This window comes from uncultured Senegalimassilia sp. (genome assembly GCF_934632265.1).
Classification (GTDB): domain Bacteria; phylum Actinomycetota; class Coriobacteriia; order Coriobacteriales; family Eggerthellaceae; genus Senegalimassilia.
On sequence record NZ_CAKTYH010000001.1, the window covers coordinates 21,781 to 47,472 of the forward strand.

At 63.9% G+C, this 25,692-nt stretch carries 7 protein-coding genes; 2 read left to right on the forward strand and 5 right to left on the reverse strand.

Annotated features, from left to right (window positions below; genetic code table 11):
* Nucleotides 1-34: 34 nt before the first annotated feature.
* Both Q0H50_RS00070 and recJ read right to left on the reverse strand, forming a co-directional pair.
* Complete coding sequence (locus Q0H50_RS00070) at nt 35-2,446, reverse strand: bifunctional (p)ppGpp synthetase/guanosine-3',5'-bis(diphosphate) 3'-pyrophosphohydrolase (protein WP_294418099.1); 2,412 nt, start codon at nt 2,444-2,446, stop codon at nt 35-37.
* Entirely contained in the window at nt 2,430-5,795 is a 3,366-nt protein-coding gene (gene recJ, locus Q0H50_RS00075; protein ID WP_294418100.1) for a single-stranded-DNA-specific exonuclease RecJ, read from the reverse strand. The genes Q0H50_RS00070 and recJ overlap by 17 nt, the downstream gene beginning before the upstream one ends.
* A 416-nt stretch (nt 5,796-6,211) precedes the next feature.
* Here recJ and Q0H50_RS00080 point away from each other — a divergent pair, with 416 nt between their 5' ends.
* On the forward strand, nt 6,212-7,414 hold the full coding sequence (locus Q0H50_RS00080) for a diphosphate--fructose-6-phosphate 1-phosphotransferase (protein WP_294399149.1): 1,203 nt from the start codon (nt 6,212-6,214) through the stop codon (nt 7,412-7,414).
* Nucleotides 7,415-7,705: 291 nt separating this feature from the next.
* On the opposite strand, the gene Q0H50_RS00085 is transcribed toward Q0H50_RS00080, so the two are convergent.
* From Q0H50_RS00085 to Q0H50_RS00095, 3 genes are all read right to left on the reverse strand, one after another.
* Entirely contained in the window at nt 7,706-8,662 is a 957-nt protein-coding gene (locus Q0H50_RS00085; protein WP_294418102.1) for a putative manganese transporter, read from the reverse strand.
* Nucleotides 8,663-9,089: 427 nt separating this feature from the next.
* Nucleotides 9,090-9,641 (reverse strand): hypothetical protein, encoded by a 552-nt coding sequence (locus Q0H50_RS00090; RefSeq protein WP_294418103.1) that lies wholly within the window; start codon nt 9,639-9,641, stop codon nt 9,090-9,092.
* 4 nt (nt 9,642-9,645) lie between these two features.
* The gene (locus tag Q0H50_RS00095; RefSeq protein WP_294418104.1) at nt 9,646-24,249 is read right to left on the reverse strand and encodes an Ig-like domain-containing protein; all 14,604 of its coding nucleotides are present in this window, start codon (nt 24,247-24,249) and stop codon (nt 9,646-9,648) included.
* Nucleotides 24,250-24,673: 424 nt separating this feature from the next.
* On the opposite strand from Q0H50_RS00095, the gene Q0H50_RS00100 reads away from it, so the two are divergent.
* Nucleotides 24,674-25,627, forward strand: a complete 954-nt coding sequence (locus Q0H50_RS00100) for a transglutaminase family protein (RefSeq protein WP_294418105.1) — start codon at nt 24,674-24,676, stop codon at nt 25,625-25,627.
* The last annotated feature ends 65 nt before the right edge of the window (nt 25,628-25,692 follow it).

Below are 25,692 nucleotides of genomic sequence, written 5' to 3' on the forward strand. Positions count from 1 at the left end.
CTAAATCAGTATCTTCATCCTTGCAGCCCATCCCCTACAAGAGGGCGGAATCCTTTCCTCCGCCTACCTTCGGCACCATGCGGCGGGCATCGAACACGCCCTCGAGCGCCTTGAGCTTGCTGAGGATGATGTCGATGTGCGTGATGTCGCTGACCTGGAACAAAAAGCGCATCTCGGCCATGCCGTCGCGATGCGACACCGTATTCGACGACAGGACGTTGGCGCCCATGCCGGACAGCACGAGCACGACATCGGAAAGCAGCTGCAAACGGTCGAGCGCCTCGATGTAGACCTCCACCTTAAACGATGTGTTCTTCGGCAGGTCGCTTTCCCATCGCACCTTCATGATGCGCTCGGGCTGGGCCATGAGCTCCTTGGCGTTCGGGCAGTCGCGGCGGTGCACCGACACGCCGCGGCCGCGCGTGACGAAGCCGATGATGTCGTCGCCCGGCACGGGGTTGCAGCAGCGCGACAGGCGCACGAGCGCGCCTTCCACGCCTTCCACCACCACGCCGTTGGAGCTTTTTGTCTCGTGCTTCTTCGGCTTGTTCACCAGCGTGAGCATAGGCGGCAGCTTGCCGGTGGTCATGGCCGCCGTGCCCAGGTTCAGCGGGTCGGGCTGCTGGTCGCCCTTGCGACCCAGCTCGGCGAGCAGGCGGTTCGCCACGCTTTGCACGCTCTCCTTGCTGGTGCCGATGCTGACGAACATGTCGTCGGCGTCCTTGTAACCCATGTGCTCGGCAACGGTGCGCAGCGCGCGCTCGGAACGGGTGTTGGAGATGCCCAGGCCGTGCTTGCGCATCTCGCGCGCCAGCTTGTCGCGGCCGCTGAGCAGGTCGTCTGCGCGGGTGACCTTGCTGAAGTACGCGCGGATCTTGTTGCGCGCGCTGGGGGTTTTCACGATGTTGAGCCAGTCGCGGCTGGGGCTTGCCGACTTCTGCGTGAGGATCTCCACGCGGTCGCCCAGCTGCAGCTCGTAGGCCAGCGGCACGATGGCGCCGTTGACCTTCGCGCCCACGCAATGGTTGCCCACCTCGGTGTGGATGGCGTAGGCGAAGTCCACGGGCGTGGAGCCGGCGCGCAGGCTCATGGCCTCGCCCTTCGGCGTGAACACGAACACCTCGGTAGGCGCCAGGTCCACCTTCAGGTCCTTCAGGAACTCGCGCGAATCGTGCGTCTCGTCCTGCCAGTCCACCATCTCGCGCAGCCAGGCCAGCTGCTTGTCCATGGAGTCGTTGCCGCCGCGGCCGCCCTTCTCCTTATAGCGCCAGTGCGCCGCAACGCCGTACTCGCTTTGGCGGTGCATCTCCTCGGTGCGGATCTGCACCTCCAGCGGGCGGCCGGCGGGGCCGATGACCGTGGTGTGCAGGCTTTGGTACATGTTGAACTTCGGCATGGCGATGTAGTCTTTGAACCGCCCGGGCATGGGGTGCCACAGCGTGTGCACCGCGCCCAGCGCCGAGTAGCAGTCCTTCACCGTCTTCACGATGATGCGCACGGCGATCAGGTCGTAGATCTCGGAGAAGCCCTTGCCCTTCTTCGCCATCTTCTGATAGATGCTGTACAGGTGCTTGGGGCGGCCCATGATTTGCGCCTGGATGCTCACCTTGTCCATTTCGCCGCGCAGCACGGAGATGACCTGGTCAAGGTACTCCTCGCGCTCGGAGCGGCTTTCGGTGACCATGCGCGAGACCTGCTTGAACTTGTTGGGTTCCAGGTAGTAGAAGCTCAAGTCCTCGAGCTCCCACTTGATGGAGTTGATGCCCAGGCGGTGCGCGATGGGCGCGTAGATCTCAAGCGTCTCGCGCGACTTGAAGATGCGGCGGTCCTCCTTGAGCGCCGCCAAGGTGCGCATGTTGTGCAGGCGGTCGGCCAGCTTGATGACGATGACGCGAATGTCCTTGCTCATGGCCACGAACATCTTGCGGATGGTTGCCGCCTGCTCGTCGGTAAGGGTTTCCACCTCGATGCGCGTGATCTTGGTGACGCCGTCGACCAGCTGCGCCACGTGCGGGCCGAACTCCTGATCGACCAGCTGGCTGGTCACGTCGGTATCCTCCACCGTGTCGTGCAGAAGCGCCGCGCACAGCGTTTCCACGTCCATGCGCAGGTCGGCCAAGATGATGGCCACCTCCACCGGGTGCGCGATGAACGGCTCGCCCGACTTGCGGCACGCGCCCTCGTGCGCGTTGGCGGCGAAGCGGAAGGCCTTCTCGAGCTTGGCCTCCTCCTCGTCGGTCAGGTAGCCGCGCGTCATGTCCTGCAGGTCGGCGAAGCGCTCATCGGGGGTTTTCTCGCCCTTGGGCATCACCTTCGTGGCCTCGGTGGAAAACGCCTTCTCCGCCACGTGCGGGCGGCCCAGCAGGCTATCGTCGACGGTTTGCCGGACTACGTCGGGCTGCGCCCCCAACAGGTTCTGGTCCGATCGGCTATTCGACTTGTTCATTTCCAGCCTCCTTTGCAACGGCGGTGGTGGGCAGGATGGGATGGGACACGCGTTTCTGCAGGTCGGCGGCGTTGCTGCGCATGACCCAATCGCGGAACGCGTGGAAGATCTCGCGCTCGTCCATCCCCTCGCGATAGCGCACGCTGTCGGTGAGCTGCACCTTGTCCTGCGTGTCCTTCACGTGGATGGAGCGCACCAGCCCGTCGGGGCCGAACATGGCGTGCGCCTCGATAAGCCCCAGCTCGCGGAACACCGCCACGGCGCACGTGACCGATGCCGTGTTCACCGGGAAGATATCGGTGGACACGTTCTTGGCCAGCTCGGCGTCGCTGGTGGTGAAGAACAGCGTGTCGGATGCGCGCTGCATGGCGCGCAGCTTGCGGTAGACCTGCGCCAAGCTGTCATGACATGGCGTCATGTCCGCCAGGATGCGCTCGTTGAGGGCGCAGTCGTTGCGGCTGAACAGCAGGTGCACGCAGGCGGGCTTGCCGTCGCGTCCGGCGCGGCCCGACATCTGGTTGAATTCTATCTCGTTGAAGGGCATGTGGTACAGCACCACGTGGCGGATGTTCGGGATATCCACGCCCTCGCCGAACGCGCTGGTGGCGATGAGCACCAGAAGCGCATCGGTGCGGAACAGCTGCTCGATGCGCTTGCGCTCGCTGCGCGACAGGCCCGCGTTGTAGAAGCCGATGAGCGGCGCCACCTGCGGCGCATGCTTGCGCAGCGCGCGGGCGACGGCCACGGACTGCTCGCGGGAGTTCACAAACACCACCGTCTTCTCGCCGGTAGCCACCAGGTTGGCCAGGTAGTTGTCGCGGCTGGGCACGTTGCGGCGGTCGTCCAGGCGCAGGTTCGGGCGATCGGAGGCGTCGAACACGCACGCGTCGATGGGCAGCTCGCGGCGCACGGCCTGCGCACATTCGTCGTCGGCCGTGGCGGTGAGCGCGAGCACCGTGGGGTTGCCCAGCCTGCGCACCGCGGAGCCGATGGTGGCATACGCCTCGCGCTGGCCGGCGCGCGCCAGGCCCACATGGTGCGCCTCGTCGACCACCACGAACTTCACGCGCCCGGTGTAGGCGAACGAATCGGCGTGCCATGCCAGGAACTCGGGCGTGGTCAGCGCGATGTCCACGCTGCCGTCGGCCAGGCCCGCGAACGCCTGGCGGCGCTCGTCGACCGTGGACTCGCCGGTGAGCGTGACCACGGTGATGCCGAAGGGCGCCAGGGCCTCGCGCAGGTGGAACGCCTGGTCGGCGATGAGGGCGCGCAGCGGGTACACGAACAGGCTGGCCTCGCGAGCCGCCAGCGCGCGCAGCGTGGCGTGCACCTGGAAGGTGAGCGACTTGCCGCGGCCCGTGACCATGACGCCGAGCACCGACTTGCCTTGCGCAAGGTTATCCAAGATGTCGCGTTGGGCCTGATGAAGCTGGCCGTCGCCGATGATGGCGCGCACGATATGCTCGCGCAGGCGCTGCGGGTCCTGCCGCGCCATGGCCTCCCAGTGGGCGCGGTTGACCTCAAGCTCGTTCTCGTATTCCTCGATGGCCTCGGGGTCGTGGGGCGCGTCGGCGCACAGCTCCTCGTCGCGCGTGGCGTACAGGTCGCTCACGAAGCTGAGGTTCTCCGGGTTCAGGCACGCCTCAAGCGCGGCGCACGTGCGCGCCGGCGACAGCGACTTGAGCATGGCCTTCACGCTGCGGCGGTTCTTCCATTCGTCGATCTGCACCTCGAAGGCGGCGTTGACCACGCTGTCGGTCTTCATGAGCGCCTCGATGTCGTTGCAGTGGAACATGATGCCGGCAACCGTGGTGCGCCCGTTGGAAAGCGAGCACGAGAAGTGGTTGCGCTCGGCGCCCACCGCGCGGCTGTGCAGCAGCGTGACGTCGCGCGCCAGGTACACGGGCACGGGATGCTCCTGACCGAACGGGGCAAGCGCGTCGAGCTGCGCCACGTTGCGCAGCGTGAGCTCGTCGAGGTTCACGCAGGCGTCGATGGTGATAAGCGGATGGAACGCGCCCTCGGGCAGCGCGTCCATGTACTCGCACAGGCGGCGCTCGAACTCGGGGAGCTTTTCGGTGGGAAGCGTCACGCCCACGGCGGCCTCGTGCCCGCCGAAGCGCAGCAGCAAATCGGAGCAGCTTTCCACGGCCTTGAACAGGTTGACCTGGCCCACGCTGCGGCCGCTGCCGCGCGCCTCGTCGCCGTCGATGGTGAACAGCAGGCAGGGCACGCCGTAGGTGTTCACCAGGCGGCTGGCAACGATGCCCTTCACGCCCTCGTGCCACCCTTCGCCGGCCACCACCAGGGCGCGCTGGCCCTTGTAGGTTTCGGCGGCCTGGGCCTTGGCGATCTCGGAGAGCTCGGCCTCGATGGCGCGGCGCTGGTCGTTGACGCCCTCAAGGCGCTGCGCCTGCTGGTTGGCCTGCTCGAAGTCGTCGGTGAGCAGAAGGTCGAGCGCCAGCTGCGCGTCGCCCATGCGGCCGGCGGCGTTCAGGCGCGGGATGATGGAGAAGCTGAGGTTGGTGGCGGTGACCTGCTTGCCGGAGGCGCCGGAGGTGTCCAGCAGCGCGGCGATGCACGGGCGCGGGGCCTGGTTAATGCGGCGCAGGCCGTCGGCCACCAGGGCGCGGTTCTCGTCGCGCATGGGCATGAGGTCGGCGATGGTGCCGAGCGTGGCGAAGTCGGTGTACTGGCGCCACAGATGCGGCTTGCCGAAGCGGCCGCCCAGCGCCTGCACCATCTTGAGCGCCACGCCCACGCCGGCCAGGATGGCGCTGGGGCAGGAGGGGTCGCGCTTCGGGTCGGCCACGGGCACGCCCTCGGGCACCAGGTCGGAAGGCTCGTGGTGGTCGGTGACGGCCACTTCGATGCCGCGCTCCTGCAGCAGGCGCACCTCGGCCTTGCAGGCGATGCCGCAGTCGACGGTGACCAGGAAATCGGGCTTGACCTGCGACAGGCGCTCGATGGCCGCCGGGGTGATGGCGTAGCCCTCCTCGAAGCGGCGCGGGATGAAGGGCGTGACGTGCGCGCCGAACTCGCGCAGGCCGCGCGTCATGACGGTGGTGGCGGAGATGCCGTCCAGGTCGAAATCGCCGAACACGAGGATGTGGTCGCCGCGGCGGATGGCCGCCTCCAGCGCATCGGCCGCCTCGGACAGCCCGGGGATGGTGTAGGGGTCGCGCCAGTCACGGTCCAGCGACGGCGTGAGGAAACGGTTCGCGGCTTCCGGGGTGTCGATGCCGCGCGAGACGAGCGTTGCCGCGATGAAGTGCGGCATGTGCAGCTCGCGCTGCAGGCATGCGACCGCCTCGGGCTCTGCCGCCTTGATGTTGAATCTGGCAGACATGGTGGGTACCTACTTATTGCAGTGCTTTCCTATAGTTCGCCTCTATTGTCGCACAAGTGCGTGGCACCGCCGCCGGGAAGTGCCGCGGTCGGCGGGCAACGTGGCGAGCGGTTCGAGAGAGGCGCCCTGATGTGCTGCGGAGGCGCGCGGCAGGGGGCGCAGCCGCACGACACCGCCGCTGCCGCCATGCCCGCAGCCACGCGACGCTGTCTCGGCCGCCGCGCCCCCGCCACCCCGGCCGCCATGTCCCGCCACCCCGGCTGCCATGTCCGCAGCCACGTCCCGCCGATCCTGCCACCATGCCCGCAGCCGCCCCGTTCGCAGCTTTTTTGCAGCCTTTCGCCCTTAGCCCGCAGCCTGGCGCGAGCGTGCGATAATGGGGCCTTCCTACCCTGAACAACGTGCAGGAGCATCGCATGGCCAACTGCCTTGTCGCCCAATCGGGCGGCCCTACCGCCGTCATCAACGCCAGCCTTGCCGGCGTCATCCGCGCAAACCAGCTCAACCCGCTTTACGACCGCGTCCTCGGAGGCCTTCACGGCATCGAGGGCACGTTGGCGGGCAATCTGTTCGACCTGACCGACCTGAGCGGCCACGAGATCGAAGTGCTCAAGCAAACGCCCTCGTGCGCGCTGGGCACGTGCCGCTACAAGTTCTCCGAAGAAGCCGATTTCCAGCGCCTCATCGACGTCATGGACGAGAACGACATCTCCACCATGTTCTACATCGGCGGCAACGGCTCCATGTCCACGGTGGCCGCCATGACCGCCTGGGCTGCCGAGCGCAACCTGGACAAGCGCTTCATCGGCATCCCGAAGACCGTCGACAACGACCTGGGGCTTATGGACCACTGCCCCGGCTTCGCCAGCGCCGCGAAGGTGGCGTGCGAGATAACGCACGCCACGCGCATGGATTACGACGCCTACACGCGCCCCGAGGTGTTCGTGCTGGAGACCATGGGCCGCGACGCGGGTTGGCTTGCGGCAAGCACGTGCCTGACCGGCGACGTCGACCTGCTCGTGCTGCCTGAGGTGGATTTCCGCCGCAGCATCTTCTTGGAGCAGGTGCGCGCGAAGATGGAGCAGCAGGGCAGCTGCTACGTGGTGGTGTCGGAAGGCGCGCGCTGGTACGACGGCACGTACCTGTCGGCCAACGGCAAGGCCGCCGACGGGCTGGGCCACGCCATGCTAGGCGGCGCCGCCGGGCGGCTGAAGTCCATGATCGTGGAAGCCGGCATCGTGCCGCGCTGCGTGGTGCAGGACCTGTCGCGCGTGGCGCGCTCGAGCAACTTCGCCATGAGCTTGGTGGACCTTGAGGAGTCCTACGACCTGGGCGTTTCCGCGCACATGCGCAGCGCAAAGCCCGAGTTCACCGGGCAGGTGGTGGGCATCCGCCGCGGCCAGGGCGTCGACGGCGGCTACAACACCGAGTTCTTCGCCTGCCCCGCCTCCGATCTGGCCAACTTCGTGCGCCCCTTCCCCAGCGAATGGATCTTACCGAACTACCAGGGCGTCTCCGACGAGGCACTGGATTACTTCCGCCCGCTCATCCAAGGCGAGCCGAAGCTGATCTGCGAGAACGGCATCCCCGTGACCATGCGCCCCTTCAACAGGCGCTAGCAGGCACGGGCCGCAGGCCATAAGGCGAAGCGGTTGCGAACGCAAAAGCGAAGCGCCTGCGGCCGTGAAGACGACGAGCTCGCAAGCGACAGGCGCTGAACGCGAAAACGCCCGGTGTCCCCCTGTTTGGACCGCCCCTGCCTCTTGAATGGGTTGGCGATTCATCGAGGGGCGCCGGGCGCTTCCTTCTTTTGAGCGGATTAGGTGCCGAAGCGCTACTCTGCTGCGACGAACGTGTCGCGGTCGGGCGCGAACGACTGCATGGCGGCGATGGCGCCGCCGCTTCGGCCCCTAGAACACGATGCCGAAGGCGGAGATGATGAGACCCCAGAACACGCCGGTGGCCCACAGGCCCGCCAGGACGATGAGGTTCTGGCGAAGGCGGCGGTTCGTGCGGAACAGCACCAGCAGGCCCACGCCGGCCGACACCAGAAGGCCCGCCATCATGGCGCCCGCGCCGAGCGCCCCCTCGACGTAGAGCTGCGCGATCACCACGCTTGCCGCGCAGTTCGGGATGAGGCCCACCAGCGCGCTGCCCAGCACCGACAGCACCGGGTTGCTGCCCAAAAACGCGCCGAGCGCATCTTCGCCGACCAGCTCCAGCGCGCCGTCGAGCACGAGCGTGATGACGAAGATGAACACCGTGACCTGCACCGTGTGCTTGAGGGCGCTGCGCAGGATGGAACCGCCCTCGTGGTGGTGCTCGTGTTCCTCATCGTGCTCGTAATCGTACGCCAGCTCCGGCTGCTGCTCGCAGGCATCGCAATCGCCGTTGCAGTGGCAACGGTCGCGCTCGCACAACTCGTGGATGCGCAGCTTCTCGCGGTCGCGGCGCGCCAGGCGGATGGCCGCGTCCACCACGAAGCCCATGACCATGCCGATTATCAGCTTCACGCCCATGATCTTCAGGATGGTCATCGGCGCCACCTGCTCGGCCAGGAAGATGGGCAGCATCTCGTCGGACGTGGACAAAAACACCGCGAACAGCGTGCCCAACGTGATGACACGGCCAGCCCACAGCGTTGCAGCCGCCGCCGAGAAGCCGCATTGCGGGACGATGCCCACGAGCGCGCCGACCACCGGCCCCGCCGCGCCCGCGCGCCGCACGGCTTCCTCGGCCTTGTCGCCCGCCTTGTGCTCGAGCCATTCCATTGCCAAATAAGTGACGAACAGAAACGGGATAAGGTACAGCGTGTCCTCGATGGAGTGCTCGAGGACGTGCCCGATAAGATGCGTGATGTCTTCCATGAACCTTGCCTTGCGATCGAAAGATGCCCTTGCCTGCGCATGCGTCGCATGCGCTCCGTGTGTCAGGTTCCCAGTTTACAGAACGCGTCAAGCGAACGTGAAGAATCCGTGAACGGTGGTTAACTTTCTCGACTTTTGCCCTCTCGGGCGGCGTCGCCTTACAGCTTGCAGCGCCTGCCCGCTGGTGATCGGTCGAACAGGTTCCAGGAGGGTGTTCGCCCAGCGTCCACAGGAGCCTGAACAGGTTCCAGGAGGGTGTTCGCTCGATGCCACGCGTATCTGAACAGGTTCCTGTATCTGAACAGGTTCCTGGAACCTGTTCAGATACGGGACGGGCCCGGGAGAGATCCCGGGCCCGTTTGGGTTTTCCCTGCTGCCGCCCTCGTTTGATGCCGGGGGCGGCTGGCGAAGCCGCGCGGCCGACCGACTACGCCAATGCCGCCTTCAGCTGATCGATGCCGTCGAAGGGGGTTTCGGTGTTCCCGTTTTGACGGTCGATCTTGATGACCGTGCCCTTCCACGTGGGGTCCTTGCGCTGGGCCGCCGAGCTTGCCGCCGCGTCATCGGCGGGCTTGCCGCCCTCCCAGTCGTGCTCCTTGAACTCGTCGGTTCGCACGACGAAGCAGTAGTCGAACTTCTTGCGGTCAGGCAGGCCCTTCGAATCGAAGCCGTACTTCAGCTGGCCGAGCATGCCGCGCATGGCCTCGACCGCGCCGACTTCCCCGATGCCCACCATGCCCAGCTCACTGCTGTACAGCGACTTCGGGGACACGTACAGCGTGCGGATCTGACGGCGACGACGCTCCTCGACGCGGACGACGATCGCGGCGATGACCACGATGCCGACCCACCACACCAGAGCCAACGTCAGGTCGAGCGGGCTATCGATGTGGTTGAAGCCCAGGTGGTACCACAGCACCAGCAACATCGCCGCGACGACGGCCGCCGCGCCCAGCACCAGGTAGTTGCTTTTCCTCATGGCCCTAAGCCTCCATTCCGGCGGGCTTGGCGGCGGGAGACCCCGAGGAGTCCTTGCCGTCGCCATCGCCCAAGACGTCGTTCATGTCGTTGCGCAGCTTGCGCTCGTGGTTCTTACGGCGAAGCGCCGCCGCAAGACCATAAATGGCCGTCAGCGCCATGCCGACGATCATGTACCAGTGCACCCAGCAATGATCCTCGACCGACTCCCTGCCCAACGGGTTCTCGGCTTCGTAGATCCGCTCCTCCTCGACCGGGTTATCGGCCTCGGGGCTGCCCGTCACCGACTCGTACGCGCCCTCGAGCACGTCTGCCAACGCATCGAGCGGGCCGGCAGCCGCAGGCGCCGGGGTCGAAGCCGACGAGCTAGGCGCAGGCACGGGCGTCATGCCATCCGGCGTCGAGCCGTTGCCCGGGTTCGGGGTCGAACCGGGCGTCGTGCCACCGTCCGGCGTCGTGCCAGGCGTGGTGCCGCCATCCGGGTTCGGCGTGGGCGTCGGAGCGGGATCCGGCGTCGGGGTCGGCGTGGGCTCCGGGGTCGGAGGCTCCGGGGCCGGCGTGACCGCCAACGTGCCCAAATGCTCGTCGATGACGTAGTTGGCCGCATCGACATCGCCCCACGTGATGCGATAGGTGTTCTCCGAGCTGCCCACCTCGGTCTGGCTGCCGGTGGTGGCCGCCGTGACGCAATCTTCGCCCTGCAGGCCCTCAATCGACAGCTCGCCGTTCACAAGCTCGCTGCCGTCGTAGATCTTCGAGTCGCTGCCCGTGGTCACCGTCAGCGGCGCGGGCGTGATGTGGTATGTGCGCTCGACGCTGCCGGCGTAGTTGCCCTTGCCGATGACGGTCACGGTCACCTCGCCAACGTTCTTCGCGTCGCCGGAGAAGGAAAGCTCGTAATCGCGGCCCTTCGCCAGCGCCTTGCCGTCCTTATCGACCACTTCAGGCTCGAAGCGCTGCTCGGCGCCGTTGTACACCGTGTCGGCCAGATAGCCGACCGTCACGCCGCCGAACGCGCCGGCGTCGTCGGGGTTGATGGACTGCGCCGACACCGCCAACGTGCCGAGCTCCTCCTCGACCGTGTAGTTCGCCGCCTTCGCGCTACCGTCCCAAACCAGCTCATAGCCGTTCGCGCTCGAGCCGACCTCGGTCTGGCTGCCGGTGGTCTTGAAGGTTGCTGCCTCGCCGTTCACGAAGCCGGACACCCTGCCCTCGGCCGTCAGCGCTTCTCCGTCGTAGAGCTTGGAGACGCTCGGAGTGGTCACCGTCAGCTTCGCCGGCTCAATCTTGATGGTGCCGTCGACGAACTTGACGTTCAGCTTCGAGGTGACGTCCTCGCCCTCGGCGTTCTTGATGACGAGCACGTCTGCCGTGGCCGCAACCTCGCCGTCGGAGACATCCTTCGCGCTTGCCGCGGACTCGGCGGTCTCAAGCGAGTAGCCCTCGGGCAGGTTGGCCACCTTGACAGTGGCGCCGTGGGACGTGCCGTCATAGGTGAAGGTTCCGCCCGTCGTGGTCACGACCACCTCGTCGGCGGACTCGGTGACGGTCAGCTTGCCGATGGTCTCGGCCTCAAGCCTGTAGTTCACCCGCTTCGCCGTGCCGCTCCACTCGATCCTGTACGCGTTGTCGCTCGAACCGACCTTGGTCTGGCTGCCGACCAGCTTGAACGCGACGGTCTCGCCGTTGACCAGGCCGTCGACCTTGCCGCCGGCGGTCAGGGGCTTGCCGTCGTACACCTTGTTGGCGCTCTCGGTTGCCACCGTCAGCGGCGCGGGCGCGATCTGGTATGCCACGTCGACGCTGCCGGCGTAGTCGCCCTTGCCGGTCACGGTCACCGTGACGGTGCCCGCGTCGGTCACGTTCCCGGAGTAGGTCAGCTCGTAGTCGACGCCCTCGACCAGCACCTTATCGCCGTCCTTCACGACCGGCTTCTGCTGCTGGGCCTTGCCGCTGTACACGACGTCGGCCGGAGCCTGGACGGTCATATCGGCCGCGGCGATCTGCTTGGCCGTGACGCTCAGCACGCCCTCGTCCTTGGAGATGGCGTAGTTGTCAGCGCTGAAGCCCTCGCCCTCGGTGTAGGCGATCGCGTTCGCCACCTTGCCGTCGGAGACGTGGGTGGCGCTGCCCGTGGCGCGCACGTCGGAGACCTGGCCGTCGACGAAGCCCTCGTCGCCGAGCTGCTTCCAGCCGGCCACCTCGGGCCTGGTGAGCGCGTTGCCGTCGAACACCTTCGAAGCGCTGTCGCTCTTCAGGTTGACCGCGCGCTTGGTGACGGACAGCTGCTGCGAGCCGTACACGTAGCCCTCGTAGTTGCCCAGGCTGGACGCACGGAGCTGGACCGTTGCGGAATCTGCCACGTCGGTCGCCGCGAGCGAGCCGGGGTCGGTCGTCCAGTTCTGGCCGTCAAGGCTGTACTCGATGGTCACCGCATCCTGCGTCGGGACCGCCGCGGAAGCGGCCTTCGCCGCAAGCGGCTTGCCGTCGTAGACCTTGGAGGCGGAGCTGCCGGTCAGCGAGATCCTCCCCTCCGCCTTGGCGGGGGTCACTTCCAGCGACCCGATGGTATCGGCGCCGTGGACGTAGTTCCCTTCCTTCGCGGACTTATCGAACGCGATGGCGTATGCGTTCGCGCTGGAGCCCGCGTTGGTCTGGCTGCCGGTCACGGAAAGCGACGCCTCCTCGCCGTTGACCAGGCCGACGATCTTGCCGGGCGCCGTCAGCGCGGTGCCGTCGTAGACCTTGAAGGCCCCTTCGGTCACGACATAGTACTCGGCGGGCGCGATCTTGATGACGCCGGTCTGCTTCTCGATATCCAGCTTGCCGGTGACGTCCTCGCCCTGGGCGTTGACGATGACCAGCTCGTCGACCGAGGCGGTCACGCCCGCCTCGTCGGTCGCGTCGGTGACCGTGGCGTTGGAGCGCGCGGCCTTCACCGAATAGCCCTCGGGCAGGCCGGACACCGTCACGTCGACGCCGTGAGCCCGGCCGTCGTAGACGCCGGAATAGCTGCCGGGCGTCGCGACCACGCGGCCGGCGAACTCGGTGACGGTCAGCTTGCCGACGGTCTCGGAGACCGTGTAGTTCGCCTGCTTGGCGGTGGCGCCGGCCGCCGCCCAGTCGATGGCGTAGGTGTTGTCGCTCGTGCCGACCTCGGTCTGGCTGCCGGTGGTCTCGAAGGGCGCGGACTCGCCGTTGACGAAGCCGGAGATGGAGCCGGCGGCGGTCAGGGCGTTGCCGTTGTAGACCATGGAGGCGCTCGGGGTGGCAACCGTAAGCGGCGCGGGCGTGATGCGGTACGCGCGCTCGACGCTGCCGGCGTAGTTACCCTGGCCGGTAACGGTCACCGTGATGGCGCCCGCCACGTTGGTGAAGTCGTCGGCGCCATAGGACACCGCGTAGTCGACGCCCTCCGTCAGGACCTTCTCCCCGTCCTTCACCTCGGGTGCCCACTTGTGCTCATTACCGTCGTAGACCAAGTCGCTCGGGCTGGAAACCGTCATGTCGGCGGAGGAGACGATGCCCTTCGCGACGACGGACAGCTCGCCCTCGGCCTTCTCGATGGCGAAGTTGCTCGCCTTGAAGCCTTCCTTCCAGGTGAAGGCGATGGTGTTGGGCACTTTGCCCTCGGCCACCGTCATGACCTTGCCGACCGCCTTCAGGTCATCGACCTGGCTGAGGAACAGGGCCTCGGCGCCCTGGACCGTCACCGCGTCGTCGGACTGGTACGCGCCGTTGTACACGAACTCGCGCGTGTTGGACGCAAGCTTCACGGAAGCGGGCGTGATCTGGTACTCCCTGGTAACGGAGCCGGTGTAGTCGCCGATGCCCGCAATGGTCACCTTGATGGTGCCCGTCACGTTGGTGAAGTCGTCGGTGCTGTAGGTCACCGTGTAATCGCGGCCCTCGACGAGCGCATTGCCGTCCTTGCCGGTGACCACGGGAATCCACTTATGCTCGCGCGCGTCGTAGACGGCGTCGCTCGGGGCGTTGATCCTCACCCCGACATACGCGCCCGGGATCGGGTCGTCCGGGTTGATGGACTGCGCGCTCACCGTCAGCGTGCCGTACCTATAGGTGATGTCGTAGTTCTCCACCTTCGTGGCGCCGTTGCCGGGCTTTGCGGCGAAGGTGTTCTTGCTGGAGCCCACGGAGGTCTGGAAGCCGAAGAAGTCGTAGCCGAACTCCTCGCCGGAGGCAAGCGAACCATCCGCAACGCTGACCTCGTGCTCGGTAAGCGCGGCGCCGTCGTAGACCTTGGAGGCGTCGCCGGAGACAAGCGTCACCGGGCGCTTGGTCACGACGAGCGAGGCCTTGCCGGTTGCCACGTTACCGAACTGGTCGGTGACGTCCTGGCCGGCGGCGTTCGTGATGATATAGGAATCGACCTCTGCCGTAACGTACCCGGCATCGGTAATGGAGCCCTTGGTCTTGGCCGAAAGGGTGAAGCCCGCGGGCACGCCGATCACGTTGACCCCGGCGCTTTCAAGGGCCGTGCCGTCGTAGACCTTGGTGCCGCCCTGCGGGATCACCACGATGCCGACCATGCTCTTGGTGACCTCGAGCGTGCCGAGGTTCTCCTCGACCGTGTAGTTCTCAGCCTTCGCGTTGTCGTCCCACACCAGCTCATAGCCGTTTTCGCTCTTGCTGACGGTGGTCTGGCTGCCGGTGGTTTTGAGGGTGGCCGCCTCGCCGTTCACGAAGCCGGAGACCTTGCCCTCGGCCGTCAGCGCCTGGCCGTCGTAGGGCTTGGAGACGCTCGGGGTGGTGACCGTCAGCTTCGCCGGCTCGACCTTGATGGCGCCGTCGATGAACTTGACGTTCAGCTTGCCGGTGACGTCCTCGCCCTGGGCGTTCCTGATGACGAGCACGTCTGCCGTGGCCGCAACCTCGCCGTCGGAGACGTTCGTCGCCGTCGCGCTGGACGCGGCGACCTCGAGCGTGTAGCCCTCGGGCAGCGCGCTGACCGTCACGGTGGCGCCATGGGACGCGCCGTCGTAGGTGAACGTGCCGCCCGTGGTGGTCACGACCACCTCGTCGGCGGACTCGGTGACGGTCAGCTTGCCGACGGTCTCGGAGACCGTGTAGTTCGCCTGCTTGGCGGTGGCGCCGGCCGCCGCCCAGTCGATGGCGTAGGTGTTGTCGCTCGTGCCGACCTCGGTCTGGCTGCCGGTGGTCTCGAAGGGCGCGGACTCGCCGTTGACGAAGCCGGAGATGGAGCCGGCGGCGGTCAGGGCGTTGCCGTTGTAGACCATGGAGGCGCTCGGGGTGGCAACCGTAAGCGGCGCGGGCGTGATGCGGTACGCGCGCTCGACGCTGCCGGCGTAGTTACCCTGGCCGGTAACGGTCACGGTCACCATGCCCGCATCGGTCGTGTTCTCGGAGTACGTCAGCTCGTAGTCAACGCCTTCGACCAGCACCTTTTCGCCATCCTTCACGACCGGCTTCTGCTGCTGGCTTTCGCCGTTGTAGGTAACGTCGGACAGGCTGTCGGCGGTCATCTGGGCGATGCCCTTGGGCGTAACGGTCAGCGTGCCGTCGTTCTGCGCGGCGATATAGTAATTGCCTTCCTTGGCGGTATCCCACGTGATGCCCGACACCGTGTTGGCAGAAGAGCCGACCTCGGTCTGGGAACCCTGGGTTTGGGCGGTCGCGGTCTCGTCGCCGACAAGGCCCTCGATCGTCGCGCCCGCGGTCAGGGCTTCGCCGTCATAGACCTTGGAAGCGCTGCCAGCGTTCACGGTCAGCGGCGCCTTCGTGATCTCGTACGTCTTCACGCACGTGCCCGTGTAGTTGCCCATGCCAGCAATCGTCACGTTGACGATCTTCACGTTCACGAAGTCGTCGGTATCGTAGGACACCGTGTAGTCGTCGCCCTCGACGAGCTTGTTGCCGTCCTTGTCGGTGACCTCGGGAGCCCACTTGTGCTCCGTGCCGTCGTAGACATGGTCGTTCGGCTCGTCGATCACGACGCCCTTATAGGAATCCGGGTTCTGCGGATCAGGCGCGATGGACTGAGCCGTCACCGTAAGGATGCCGACGTGCTTGCCGATGATGTTGTAGTTATTCTCCGCGCCGTCCTTGAGCTGGTAGGAGATCGAGTTCTCGGAGTAACCGACCTCGGTCTGCGAACCCGTCGCGTGCACCTGGCCGTCGCCGGCAAGGTCGGTCCAGATGAAGCCCGTGTCAGGACGATTCGGGCCCATGTCAATCCAGTCCTTCGTAAGAGGCGTGCCATCGTAGACCTTGGAAGCGCTGGCGGACGTCAGCTCGACGTCGCGCTTCTCAATGATAAGCGTCTGCTCTGCATACTTATAGCCGCTGTAGTTCGCGGCGGAAGCGCGAACCTCGATGGTCAGGGTGCCGGCGTTAATCGCCGTGATCGCAGAAGGGTTGCTGCGCCACTCGGCATCGGCGCTGTCCTTGACGCGATACTCAAGGTTCACGTCGGTTCCCTCGACGGAAGCCTTAGCCGTTGCGGCGTCCGCCTCACGCGAAGACGCATCATATATATAGGTAGCGTTTTTCGGCGTGATGGCGATGCCATCTTCGGCCGCAAGCGCCGTGATGCTCAGCTTGCCCTCGTCCTTGGAGATGGCGTAGTTGCTCGCGTTGAAGCCAGCGTTTGTATCGTATGCGATGGAGTTGGTGACCTCACCCTCGGCAACGGTGGTCACAGAACCCGTAGCGCGAACGTTGGAAACCTCGCCTTCCACGAAGCCGGTATCTCCCTGCTGCTGCCAACCGGAAACCTCGGGCTTGACAAGCGCGGTGCCATCGTAAGGCTTCGAGCCGCCCTCGGATTTCAGCTCAACGGGGCGCTTGGTGATCTGATACGTGCGCTTGACCTCACCGGAATAGTTGCCGGCGCCGGTGATGGTGACCGTGACCTCGCCGACGTTGGTGTGGTCGGCGGTGCTGTATTCGACGGTGTAATCCTTGCCGGGCTCAAGCGTGCGCTCCCCATCCTTGACCACGGGCTTCCACGTCTGATCCTGCCCGTTGTAGACGACGTTCGCAGGCGAATCGACGGACATCGTGTTCTTCGGGTTCTCGGAATCGGGAACGATGGACTTCGGCGTGATGGTCAGCGTGCCGTCCTTAACGGCGAACGTGACCTTCGAGAAGTTGCCGCTCTTGTTGGCGAACTGCCCGGAAGCAAGGTTCATGTTGTAGGTTCCGACATCCGTGCCCTTGGCAACGGCCTCTCCGCTGAAGGTGAAGTCGCTTTCACCGTACAACTTGCTTGAAGCCTCGACGAAGTCGTAACCGTCGACGGACTGCTCAGAACCGTTGTATTCGACGGTCTTGTTATGGCCGGCGATGGTCGCAACCACCTCGGAATCGCTGGCGGTCACCACGAGCTTACCGAATTTGGTCGTCACCCAGTAGTCGCCGGCGTTCGTGCCTTCGTCGAAGGTGTAGTCGAAGGTGTTATCGCTTTCGCCGGCATCGGTCTGGGAGCCGGTGACGTTGATGGTCACGCCCTCGCCGTCGATGAAGCCGGTCCCCTCGCCCTTCGGAGTAACCATCACGGTATGGTTGGTAAGCGGTTCGCCATCATATTTCTTGTTGTCGCCCTTGGAAGTCAACGTGACCAGGCGCTTGGTAATCGCGATTGACTCCTCGTTTGTCGCGTACCGACCAGCAGCGTAGTTGGGGCTCGTCGCGCGCAGCATCACCGGCTGAGCGTGAGCGCTGAAATGGGTCAGCGAGATCTTCGACGGATCGTCCGTCCACTGTTCACCGTCGGTGCTGTACTCCACCTTGAGCGGATTGCCGAACTTATCGGTGGCTGTTGCGACATACGCAGAAAGCGGCGTGCCATCGTAGACCTTCTGCACATCGCGCACATCCCAGACAACGCCGTCAGCGTCGATCGTGCCGCCCTCAATCTTAAGCGAGCCATCGACGACCACGAACTCAACGTTGGTGAAGTTGCCGCTGATGTTGGAGAACTGCCCGGAAGCCAGGTTCATGTTGTAGGTGCCGGCATTCGTGCCCTTGGCAACGGCTTCGCCCTGGAACTTGACGTTGGCTTCGCGGTAGCGATCATCGCTCGTAGCGAAGTCGTAACCGGTCACGTTCTGCTCAGAGCCGCTGTAAGACAGTGTGGCGCTCTTGCCCGTGATGGTGACGGTGACCTTGTCGGCAACCGGCATCACCTCAAGGGTGCCCTCTGCCTTAGTAATAGTATAGTTGTCGAAGTTAGTGCCCGAATTGGCCGCATACGTGAACGAGTTGGTCGTCTTGCCGGCGTCGGTGATGGTGCCCGTCACGCTATAGACTGCGCCCTCGCCCGCAACGAAGCCGCCACCGCCAACGGTGACGCCATCATTGGTCAGCGCCTCGCCGTTGTACTCCCGGCTCTCGCTTGCCGAGGTCAGCGTGACGGAGCGCTTCGCGATCTCCAACTTGCCCGGAACCAACGTTACGGCGAACTGGCTGGACACATCGTTGCCATTGGCATCCTTCACTACCGGCGTGCCGCTGATGGTATTCGCATATTCGCCAGCGTTAACGGCCTTCGGGTCGGAGGTCTTCAGGCCCTCGACCGTGTACTTCTGGCCTTCCACCGTGAACTCGGACGCCTTCAAGCCCGTTGCCGCGTGCTCAGCGCCGTCGTACGTGTTGTCAATGGAGGAGTTTGCCTCGACCGTGACCTGGTACTGCGCCTGGCGATTGGTCACCGTCAGCTGACCGGGAATCACGCTGATCTCATAGTTGTCCGCCTTCGTATTCTCATTCAGCGTGTAGCTGAACGCGTTGGGGCTACCGCCCACCAGCGTCTGAGAACCGGTGAAGGTGTAAGCGGCGCCTTCACCCTCGGCCCAGCCGGACTCCACCTCAAGCGGGGTCTGGTCCTCGCCGCCGTTTTTATTGGTCAGAGCCGTGCCGTCATACTCCTTCGTAAGGTCGGCGGACTGAAGCTTCACCTCCGCCTTGGAGACAACAACGAAACCGTCCGCAATCTCGAATCGCACGTTGGGGAAGTTGACCGCATCGGCATTCGTGAACTTGCCCTGCAGGTCCATGACGGTCGTGCCGGCATCGATGCGCGACACGCTGCTCTCGCCGGAGAAAGCGACCTTTTCGCTGGTGTACAGCGCGTTAGTGGACTCAAAGGCATAACCGGCAGCCGTCAAAGGCTTCCCGTTGTAAGCGCCCTCGACATGCTTGCCCGCGATAGTCACGACAACCCCATCGGACACCGGGTTCACCTTCAGAACGCCCTCGACTTTGGTGACGTCGTAGTTGCGGTAGGCGCCCTCGGCGTCTTTCGCCAGCTCCTCGCCCGCAGCGTTCACCAACTTGTACGTGAACACGTTAGCGCTGCTGCCGGCATTGGTCTGAGAACCCGTGACGTCTGCGACGAGCGTATCCCCGGTAGCCAGGCTGCCACTCGTGATGCTGACGGTATGATCCTCAAGCGGGTTGCCGTCATAGGTTTTCTCAGCAGGCGTGGCGGAAGCCAGCGTGACGGAGCGCTTCGTGATGGTGAGCGAGCCGTCAACGATTACGAACTTCACGTTGGTGAAGTTGGCGCTGTTGTTCCTGAAGTCTTCGGACTTGAGGTTCATCCCATACGCGCCGGCATCGGTGCCCTTGGCAACCTTATCGTCGGCAGATCCCACGAACTCGATATCCGTGGCGGCGTATTCCCTATTCGAGATGCCGACAAAGGAATAGCCCTCGACGGACTGCTCGGTACCGTCGTATTCCTTCGTATCGGACTTCTCGGCGATGGTGACGACCACCTCGTCGGTGTTGGGCGTCACCTCAAGCTTGCCGAGTTTGTACGTGATGTCGTAGTTGGAGGCCTTGGTGCCGTCCTTGAACACGACGCTGTCCTGCACCACGCTGCTTTCGGTTACGCCGACATCGGTGACGGAGCCGTCGACCTTAGCGGACGCGATACCATCCTCGCCCACGAAGCCTTCTTCGGCGAACTGCGGATTAGCCTCGGCGGCAGTCAGCGCGGACCCGTTGTAAGCCCTGCTCGCAGAGCCGGCAGTCACGATTGCCTCAGCGGGGTTAATGGTCAGCGTGCCCGGAGCGACGCTGATGGAGAACTCCGCCGTCACGTCGGTGCCGTTCGGGTCAGTCACCTTATAGCCGCCGTCACCGCTCGTGACGATATTGCTATAGGTGCCAGCATCCGTGCCCGAAACGCTTGCATGGTAATTCGAAACAGTGTACTCGACGCCGTCGAAGGTCCACTTATCCTGCACCACGCCGGACACCGCGTGCTCATTGCCGTCATAGGTTGCGGCATCATCGCTCTTACCCGTCAGCGTGATGACATACTTCTTGTCCTCCGAACGATGCTTCACCGTCAGCGTTCCCGGCTTTACGGTGACGCTGTAGTTGTTTCCGTTCGTCCCGTTTTGGAACTTCCAGCTTTTGTCCTTGATGGTGCTGGCGGAAGTGCCACACTGGGTCTGCGAGCCCTCTACGGTAACGTTGGAGATGCCCTGGCCGTCAACGAAGCCCTCAGTGGTGAACTTCGGGTTAGCCTGATCAGCGGTCAGCGCGCTGCCGTCATATTCCTTTTCCGCGGACCCAGCCGTGATCGTCACCGAGCGCTTGTCGATAATGAGCTTGCCATCCTCAGTCGTGATCTTGAACTGATCGGTCACGTCGTTGCCATGGGGATCGGTGATGACAACGTCGGAAACCTTGTTCTCATATTCACCGGCGTCCACCTTATTCTCAGCCCCGGACGTCTTGGCCTGGATGGAGAACTGAACACCTTTTTCATTAGCATAGACAGTCGTTTCCAAGCCGGTTGCGCTATGAGGCTGCCCATCATAGACGGACGTGCCACTCGCACCCTTGACGGTGACCTCGTACTTCTTATTGTCGGCGCGCTTGTTCACGTACAGCTTTCCGTACTTGTACGTGATTTCGTAGTTGTCGAAGTTGGTGCCGGAAAGAGGCTCACACTCGAACTTGTTGTCATAGCAGCCAGGGGCGATGTTGTTCTCGTCGAACCATCTGACGTTCTTGTTGTTCACGCCCTCGCCTTCGACAAAGCCATCGCCCTTGAAGGTCTTCTGGGTGGTGGTGTCCTTATCGTTGTCGTAGACGTCCTTCGTCCCGTCGACGCGGATATCGGTTTGACGCTGAAGCGCGCGGCCGTCATAGTTCTTGTGGCCGTCCTCGGACCACAGGGTCACCTTTCGCTTGGTGATCTCAAGCGAGCCGTCGACGACTTCAAACCTCACCTTGGCGTAGTTGCCGTCAGAGGAAACGAAGCTGGCGGCAGTAAGCCCCATATTGTAGGTGCCGGCATCCTTGCCCCTTGCCTCGGCCGTAGCGCCCGTTGCAAGGGCGATCTTCGATTGATCGAAGCCGTCGGGCGCCTCGGCCACGTCCCAGCCGGAGACGGTCTGCCGCTTGCCGTTATATTTCTCGGTACCCGTCTTGCCCGCGATCTTCACAACGACCTCTTTGTCGACGGGGCTGATGTGCAGGGTGCCGGGCGTCGTCTCGGTCACGATGTACTTATTATCGGAGCTGACCTTGCCGATGGTGCCATCCGCGAACGTATACGGGTAGTCCCCGGCGTTCGTGCCCTTGCCGCCGTCGAGCGTCACGCCATCGAAGCTGGTGCTCACGCCCTCGGGAAGGTTCGTCGTGTAGCCTTCGACGCTCTGCTCGGAGCCGTTATAGGTTTTGGTATCGGAATTCGCCGTCAGCGAAACGTTCTGGCGGTAGTAGAACTTGACCACATTATCGGACTCTTTGACACCAAGCTTGAGGTCCTTGATGTTATCGCTTACCGGTGTGTAACCGTCGATCGCCTTAGGCTCAAGTCCGGTGACCTGGTCGCCCACATGGCCCGAACGCTTCTCGCTTGAAAGCGGTTTGTCCGAACCCGTCCAGTAGTACTCGACGCTATAGTCCACCGGATTTGCGGTGTAGTAGAAGTCGATGGAAGAATCGGTGCCCACCACGCCGGATTTTATCTCGCCGGAAACAGGCGTATAGCCCTCAACGGAAATGGGGCTTTGCACAACCGTCTGACCCTTCATATAACCGGAAAGGGTCTGTGACGGCGCAACCTGAGTTGTGGTCCCCTGGAGATAATAGTTGACCTGGATCGACTGGTCGCAAGCGACATACTTGCCGTAATAGTTCACGTTCTCGCTCGCGCGCATGGGGAACGACACCGCCTGCGTGCAAGCCTGGTCGGAGTACCAACCCATGAACTTGTACTTCACGCCGTTGACGGTCTTTTCCGCGGCGGGGGTTACGGAAGGAGCGGCAACCTGCGCAATGCCCTTTTCCAGCTTGTACGTAGCAGCATCATACTGAGCGAAGCCGGACGCATCGGCATCCTGCAGATAAAACACCGCGTTAATCGCCTTGCTGCACTTCACCACTACCTTGCAATCCAGGTGGTACCCGCAACCGACATTCGTATTGTTCGAGATCTTGTACGGATAAAGGGCGATCTCCTCCACGTCGTCTTCCGTGATTTGAGTACCCTGCTCCTTGGAAAGCGTGTCCTTCCATGCCTGGAAAACAGCGTTCCAGTACTGGCTATACGCGTTCTTGTCGAGAGTCCAGCTTGTCCCCGTACTGCCATCAGGCCATTGCATCACACGATTCGCTACATTGTCGTAGCTGTTCTTGCCACCTGGAAGGTTCAAACCGTCAAGATTGACCTTGACCCCCAGGACATCGCCGGAGGGGAACCATTGCGAAGTTTTATTGCTGTCCGGGTCGGCGGTGGGGCTGTTCTGGAAGAACAGATAGCAACTCGTCGCCGAGGCGGTCGACTTCGTCACCGTCACCTCGTGGGTGGCGGTGAGCACCTTGCCCTCAGCGGTGACCGTGGTGGCCGTGATAGTGACCGTGCCCGCCTTGACGCCAACCACCTTGCCGGAGGCATCGATGGTGGCGACCGAGGGATCGCTCGACGTCCACGTGACGCCCGTATCGGAGTCCGTGGTCAGCGTGATGTTCTTGAATTGCTCGACCGTATCAGGCCCGGAAATGGACAGCGACGTCGCCGCCGGCTTCTTCATCACATGGATGGTGAAGGTTTCGGTATACCGCCAGCCCAAAGCGGAAGTGTAATCACGCTGCACCGTCGCATCGCCAACTTTAAGGCCCTTTGCGGTTCGCGACCCGCTGCTGGACCCGGACAGCTCGATGTTCTCGGAGCCGTTGAGCACCGTCCACGACTCGCCCCACCACGCGCTTCCGTCGCCTTCCAGGTCGACGCTTTCGCCAACGTAGATCCACTTCTCAAAGTCCGTGCTGTCGGGCTTCTTGGTGGGAATGGTGATTTCGATTTGACCCATACCCTCGAAGTCGTAAATCCATCCGTTATTCGGCTTAACAACTACCGTATAGGTGCCGGGCTTAGAGAACTCGTTCGCATCATGCCAATACTGGCTGGCGTTTTCAATCCTCTGGCCATCACGGTAGTACTCGAGCGGGAGGAAGGCGCCGCTTGGCGCATCGGAAATGCTGAACACCTTCCCCGTCTCGTTGTCTTTGATCTGCGGGATCCAGAAATGATCCTGGCCTTCCGCAACCGACTCCGGCTGCACGACGGTGAACGCACGCTTCTTGACGGTCACGTTGAAAGCCAAGCGGTCGTCACCTTGGTTATGCCACGTGCCGGACTGGTCAATGTATCCCAGGTAGATGGTTGTCGTCTTCTCGGACCCGGTGAACGCCCAGTTGCTGGTTGCGGTCAACGTGATGGACTTCTTGTCGGCCGAAACGTCCCATCCGGAGAAAAGACCATCGCCACCATACCAGTTGTCGATCCTCATATCCCCGTTATAGGTGAGCGTGATGGTGTTGCCCTGGGCTACGAAAGTGGGGCCGGAGATGGCGCCCGCGCCGGAGACGGAAGCCTGTGCCTCCTCGTCGGCGTCGTCCTCGATGGAGACGGCGGCGGCATCCTTGCCGGATTCGCTGGAAACCGCCTCGGTCTCAAGCGTCACGGTCGCGCCGGCGGCGACGTCGGCGGCGGAGACGGTGTATACGCCCTGGTCATCGGGTGAGATGGGGTTCTCCTTGCCGGAAACCTTGAGCACCGCCTTCGTGAGGTTGTAGCCGTTATCGAGGGACACCGTGAACTTGAAGTCGTCCTTCACGGGCACGGTGACCTTATGCGCAGGCGCGGAGACGACCTGGTTCATATACGTGATGGAGGCGTTGCCCAGCACCAGCTCGACGTCGGCCGTACCGGCGTCCTCCTTCGCGCTTTCGACCTGCTGCGTTGCAGCGGGCTGCGCGGACTCGGAGGCGCTAGAAGCCGCCTGCTGCTGCGATGTCGCGAAAGCAGGCTGCTCGCTTGCCGCAGGCACCGCGGAGCTTGTTGCGGACGCCGCGGAGCTTGCCGCCGTATCGGCGGCCTTGTCAGCCGCGCTCGTGGCCGCGGCGGACGAGGCGCTCTCGACCTGCGCCGCCGCATCGGCGGCGGTTTCGCCATCCCCGGCGTACACCTGCGACGGCGAAACCGCCGGCCAGCCGAATCCCATCAAGACCACGGACAGCGCTACGGACAGCGCCTTATGGCCCAGCGAGTACCGCTGCGTCATGCTGTCCACCGTCAGCTCGTTGCTTTTTGCCTTCATATCGTTCACCCCATCAAGCGTTTCCGCCGAAAACGTTCGCAGTTGAAATACCGTTTCAACCCGTCTTGATACCGCACTCACGACCCTTCGAAAGGCGCAATCGATCTAGTACGGGTATTCTGAGCAATTATACAACGAGTCCCCCTAAACTGTACCTCCCCTACCACTATATCTCCGCGTTCAATTCATATCTGAATTTCAGCAAAATGCCTGCTCAACACCAGGTTCACCCTTCCCCTTCACCTAGGCCGCACTAGAAGCCCCCTCACTCGGATACCCCCACATCTGTCACCCCTCTGATAGCAGGGTTTTCCGGGTTTTCAGGACGGCATACCGAACGGCGAAGCAACCGCGGCGCCTCCCTCGAAAACCGTTCGGCGGCGCACGCCGAAATCGCACCCTTCGCGCGTATAATCGACGCATCATGGAATCATCCGCACAGACAAGGCGCACCCTCCCTTTCTTCGCCGCCATCGCGGCGACGGCTTTCTGCGCCCTGATGTGGCTTACCGCATGCAGCGGCTCCGGCGGCGCGGGAGGCGCCGGCAAAGACCAAGCCACCGGCGCCGCGTTCTCCCCTGCCGCCGCGGTCGGGGAAACGCTGTTCGACGCGAGCGCCGCCACGGGCGCCAACGACGCGCTCATCGATGCGTCCCACGCGCAAGACGGCTACGTCAGCGTGAGCGCAACCTCAAGCGCCCGCATAAAAGCCCAGGTCATCAGTGGCCAGGCAAGCTCCAGCTTCGACATGCCCCAAAACGGCACGCCCATCGCGTGCCCGCTGGCGTTCGGCGACGGCCCGTACACGGTGCGCATCATGCGCAACACGTCGGGCAACAACTACGTGGAGCTGTGCAGCGCCGACATCGACGTCGCGCTGACCTCGGAGTTCGCCCCGTTCCTGCGCCCGAACGTCTACTGCAGCTACACCGCTTCCAGCAGCTGCGTGGACAAGGCCCGCGAGCTGGTCGAAGGCTGCGAGAACCAAGGGGAGGCCCTACGCGCAATCTGCACCTACATCGTGGACAACGTGGCCTACGACGACGACAAGGCCGCGAAGCTCAAGGATTCCACCGGCTACATCCCCGACCCGGACGAGACGCTGCAGTCGGGCAAGGGCATCTGCTTCGACTACGCAAGCCTGGGCGCGGCCATGCTGCGAAGCCAGGGCATCCCTGCGAAGATCGTCACCGGCACCGTCTCGCCGCAGGGCATCTACCACGCGTGGATCATGGTGAACATCGACGGCACCTGGCAAAGCGCCCGCTTCAGCGTTTCCCCGAACACCTGGTCGCGCATCGACTTGACCTTCGCCGCAACGGGGGGCGGGGCGAACGTCGGGGACGGGGAAAGCTACACCGATCGCTATGTGTACTAGACGTACGGGCGAAAGCGCTCGCTACCGAAACCCCTTCGCCCGGTACATAGTGGCCCCGGGGTGTC

What these genes read in the sequence shown, in the direction of transcription:
- Q0H50_RS00095 (WP_294418104.1), bottom strand. Translation starts at nt 24,249, where the DNA reads ATGAAGGCAAAAAGCAACGAGCTGACGGTGGACAGCATGACGCAGCGG.
- Q0H50_RS00090 (WP_294418103.1), bottom strand. Translation starts at nt 9,641, where the DNA reads ATGAGGAAAAGCAACTACCTGGTGCTGGGCGCGGCGGCCGTCGTCGCG.
- Q0H50_RS00070 (WP_294418099.1), bottom strand. Translation starts at nt 2,446, where the DNA reads ATGAACAAGTCGAATAGCCGATCGGACCAGAACCTGTTGGGGGCGCAG.
- Q0H50_RS00100 (WP_294418105.1), top strand. Translation starts at nt 24,674, where the DNA reads ATGGAATCATCCGCACAGACAAGGCGCACCCTCCCTTTCTTCGCCGCC.
- recJ (WP_294418100.1), bottom strand. Translation starts at nt 5,795, where the DNA reads ATGTCTGCCAGATTCAACATCAAGGCGGCAGAGCCCGAGGCGGTCGCA.
- Q0H50_RS00085 (WP_294418102.1), bottom strand. Translation starts at nt 8,662, where the DNA reads ATGGAAGACATCACGCATCTTATCGGGCACGTCCTCGAGCACTCCATC.
- Q0H50_RS00080 (WP_294399149.1), top strand. Translation starts at nt 6,212, where the DNA reads ATGGCCAACTGCCTTGTCGCCCAATCGGGCGGCCCTACCGCCGTCATC.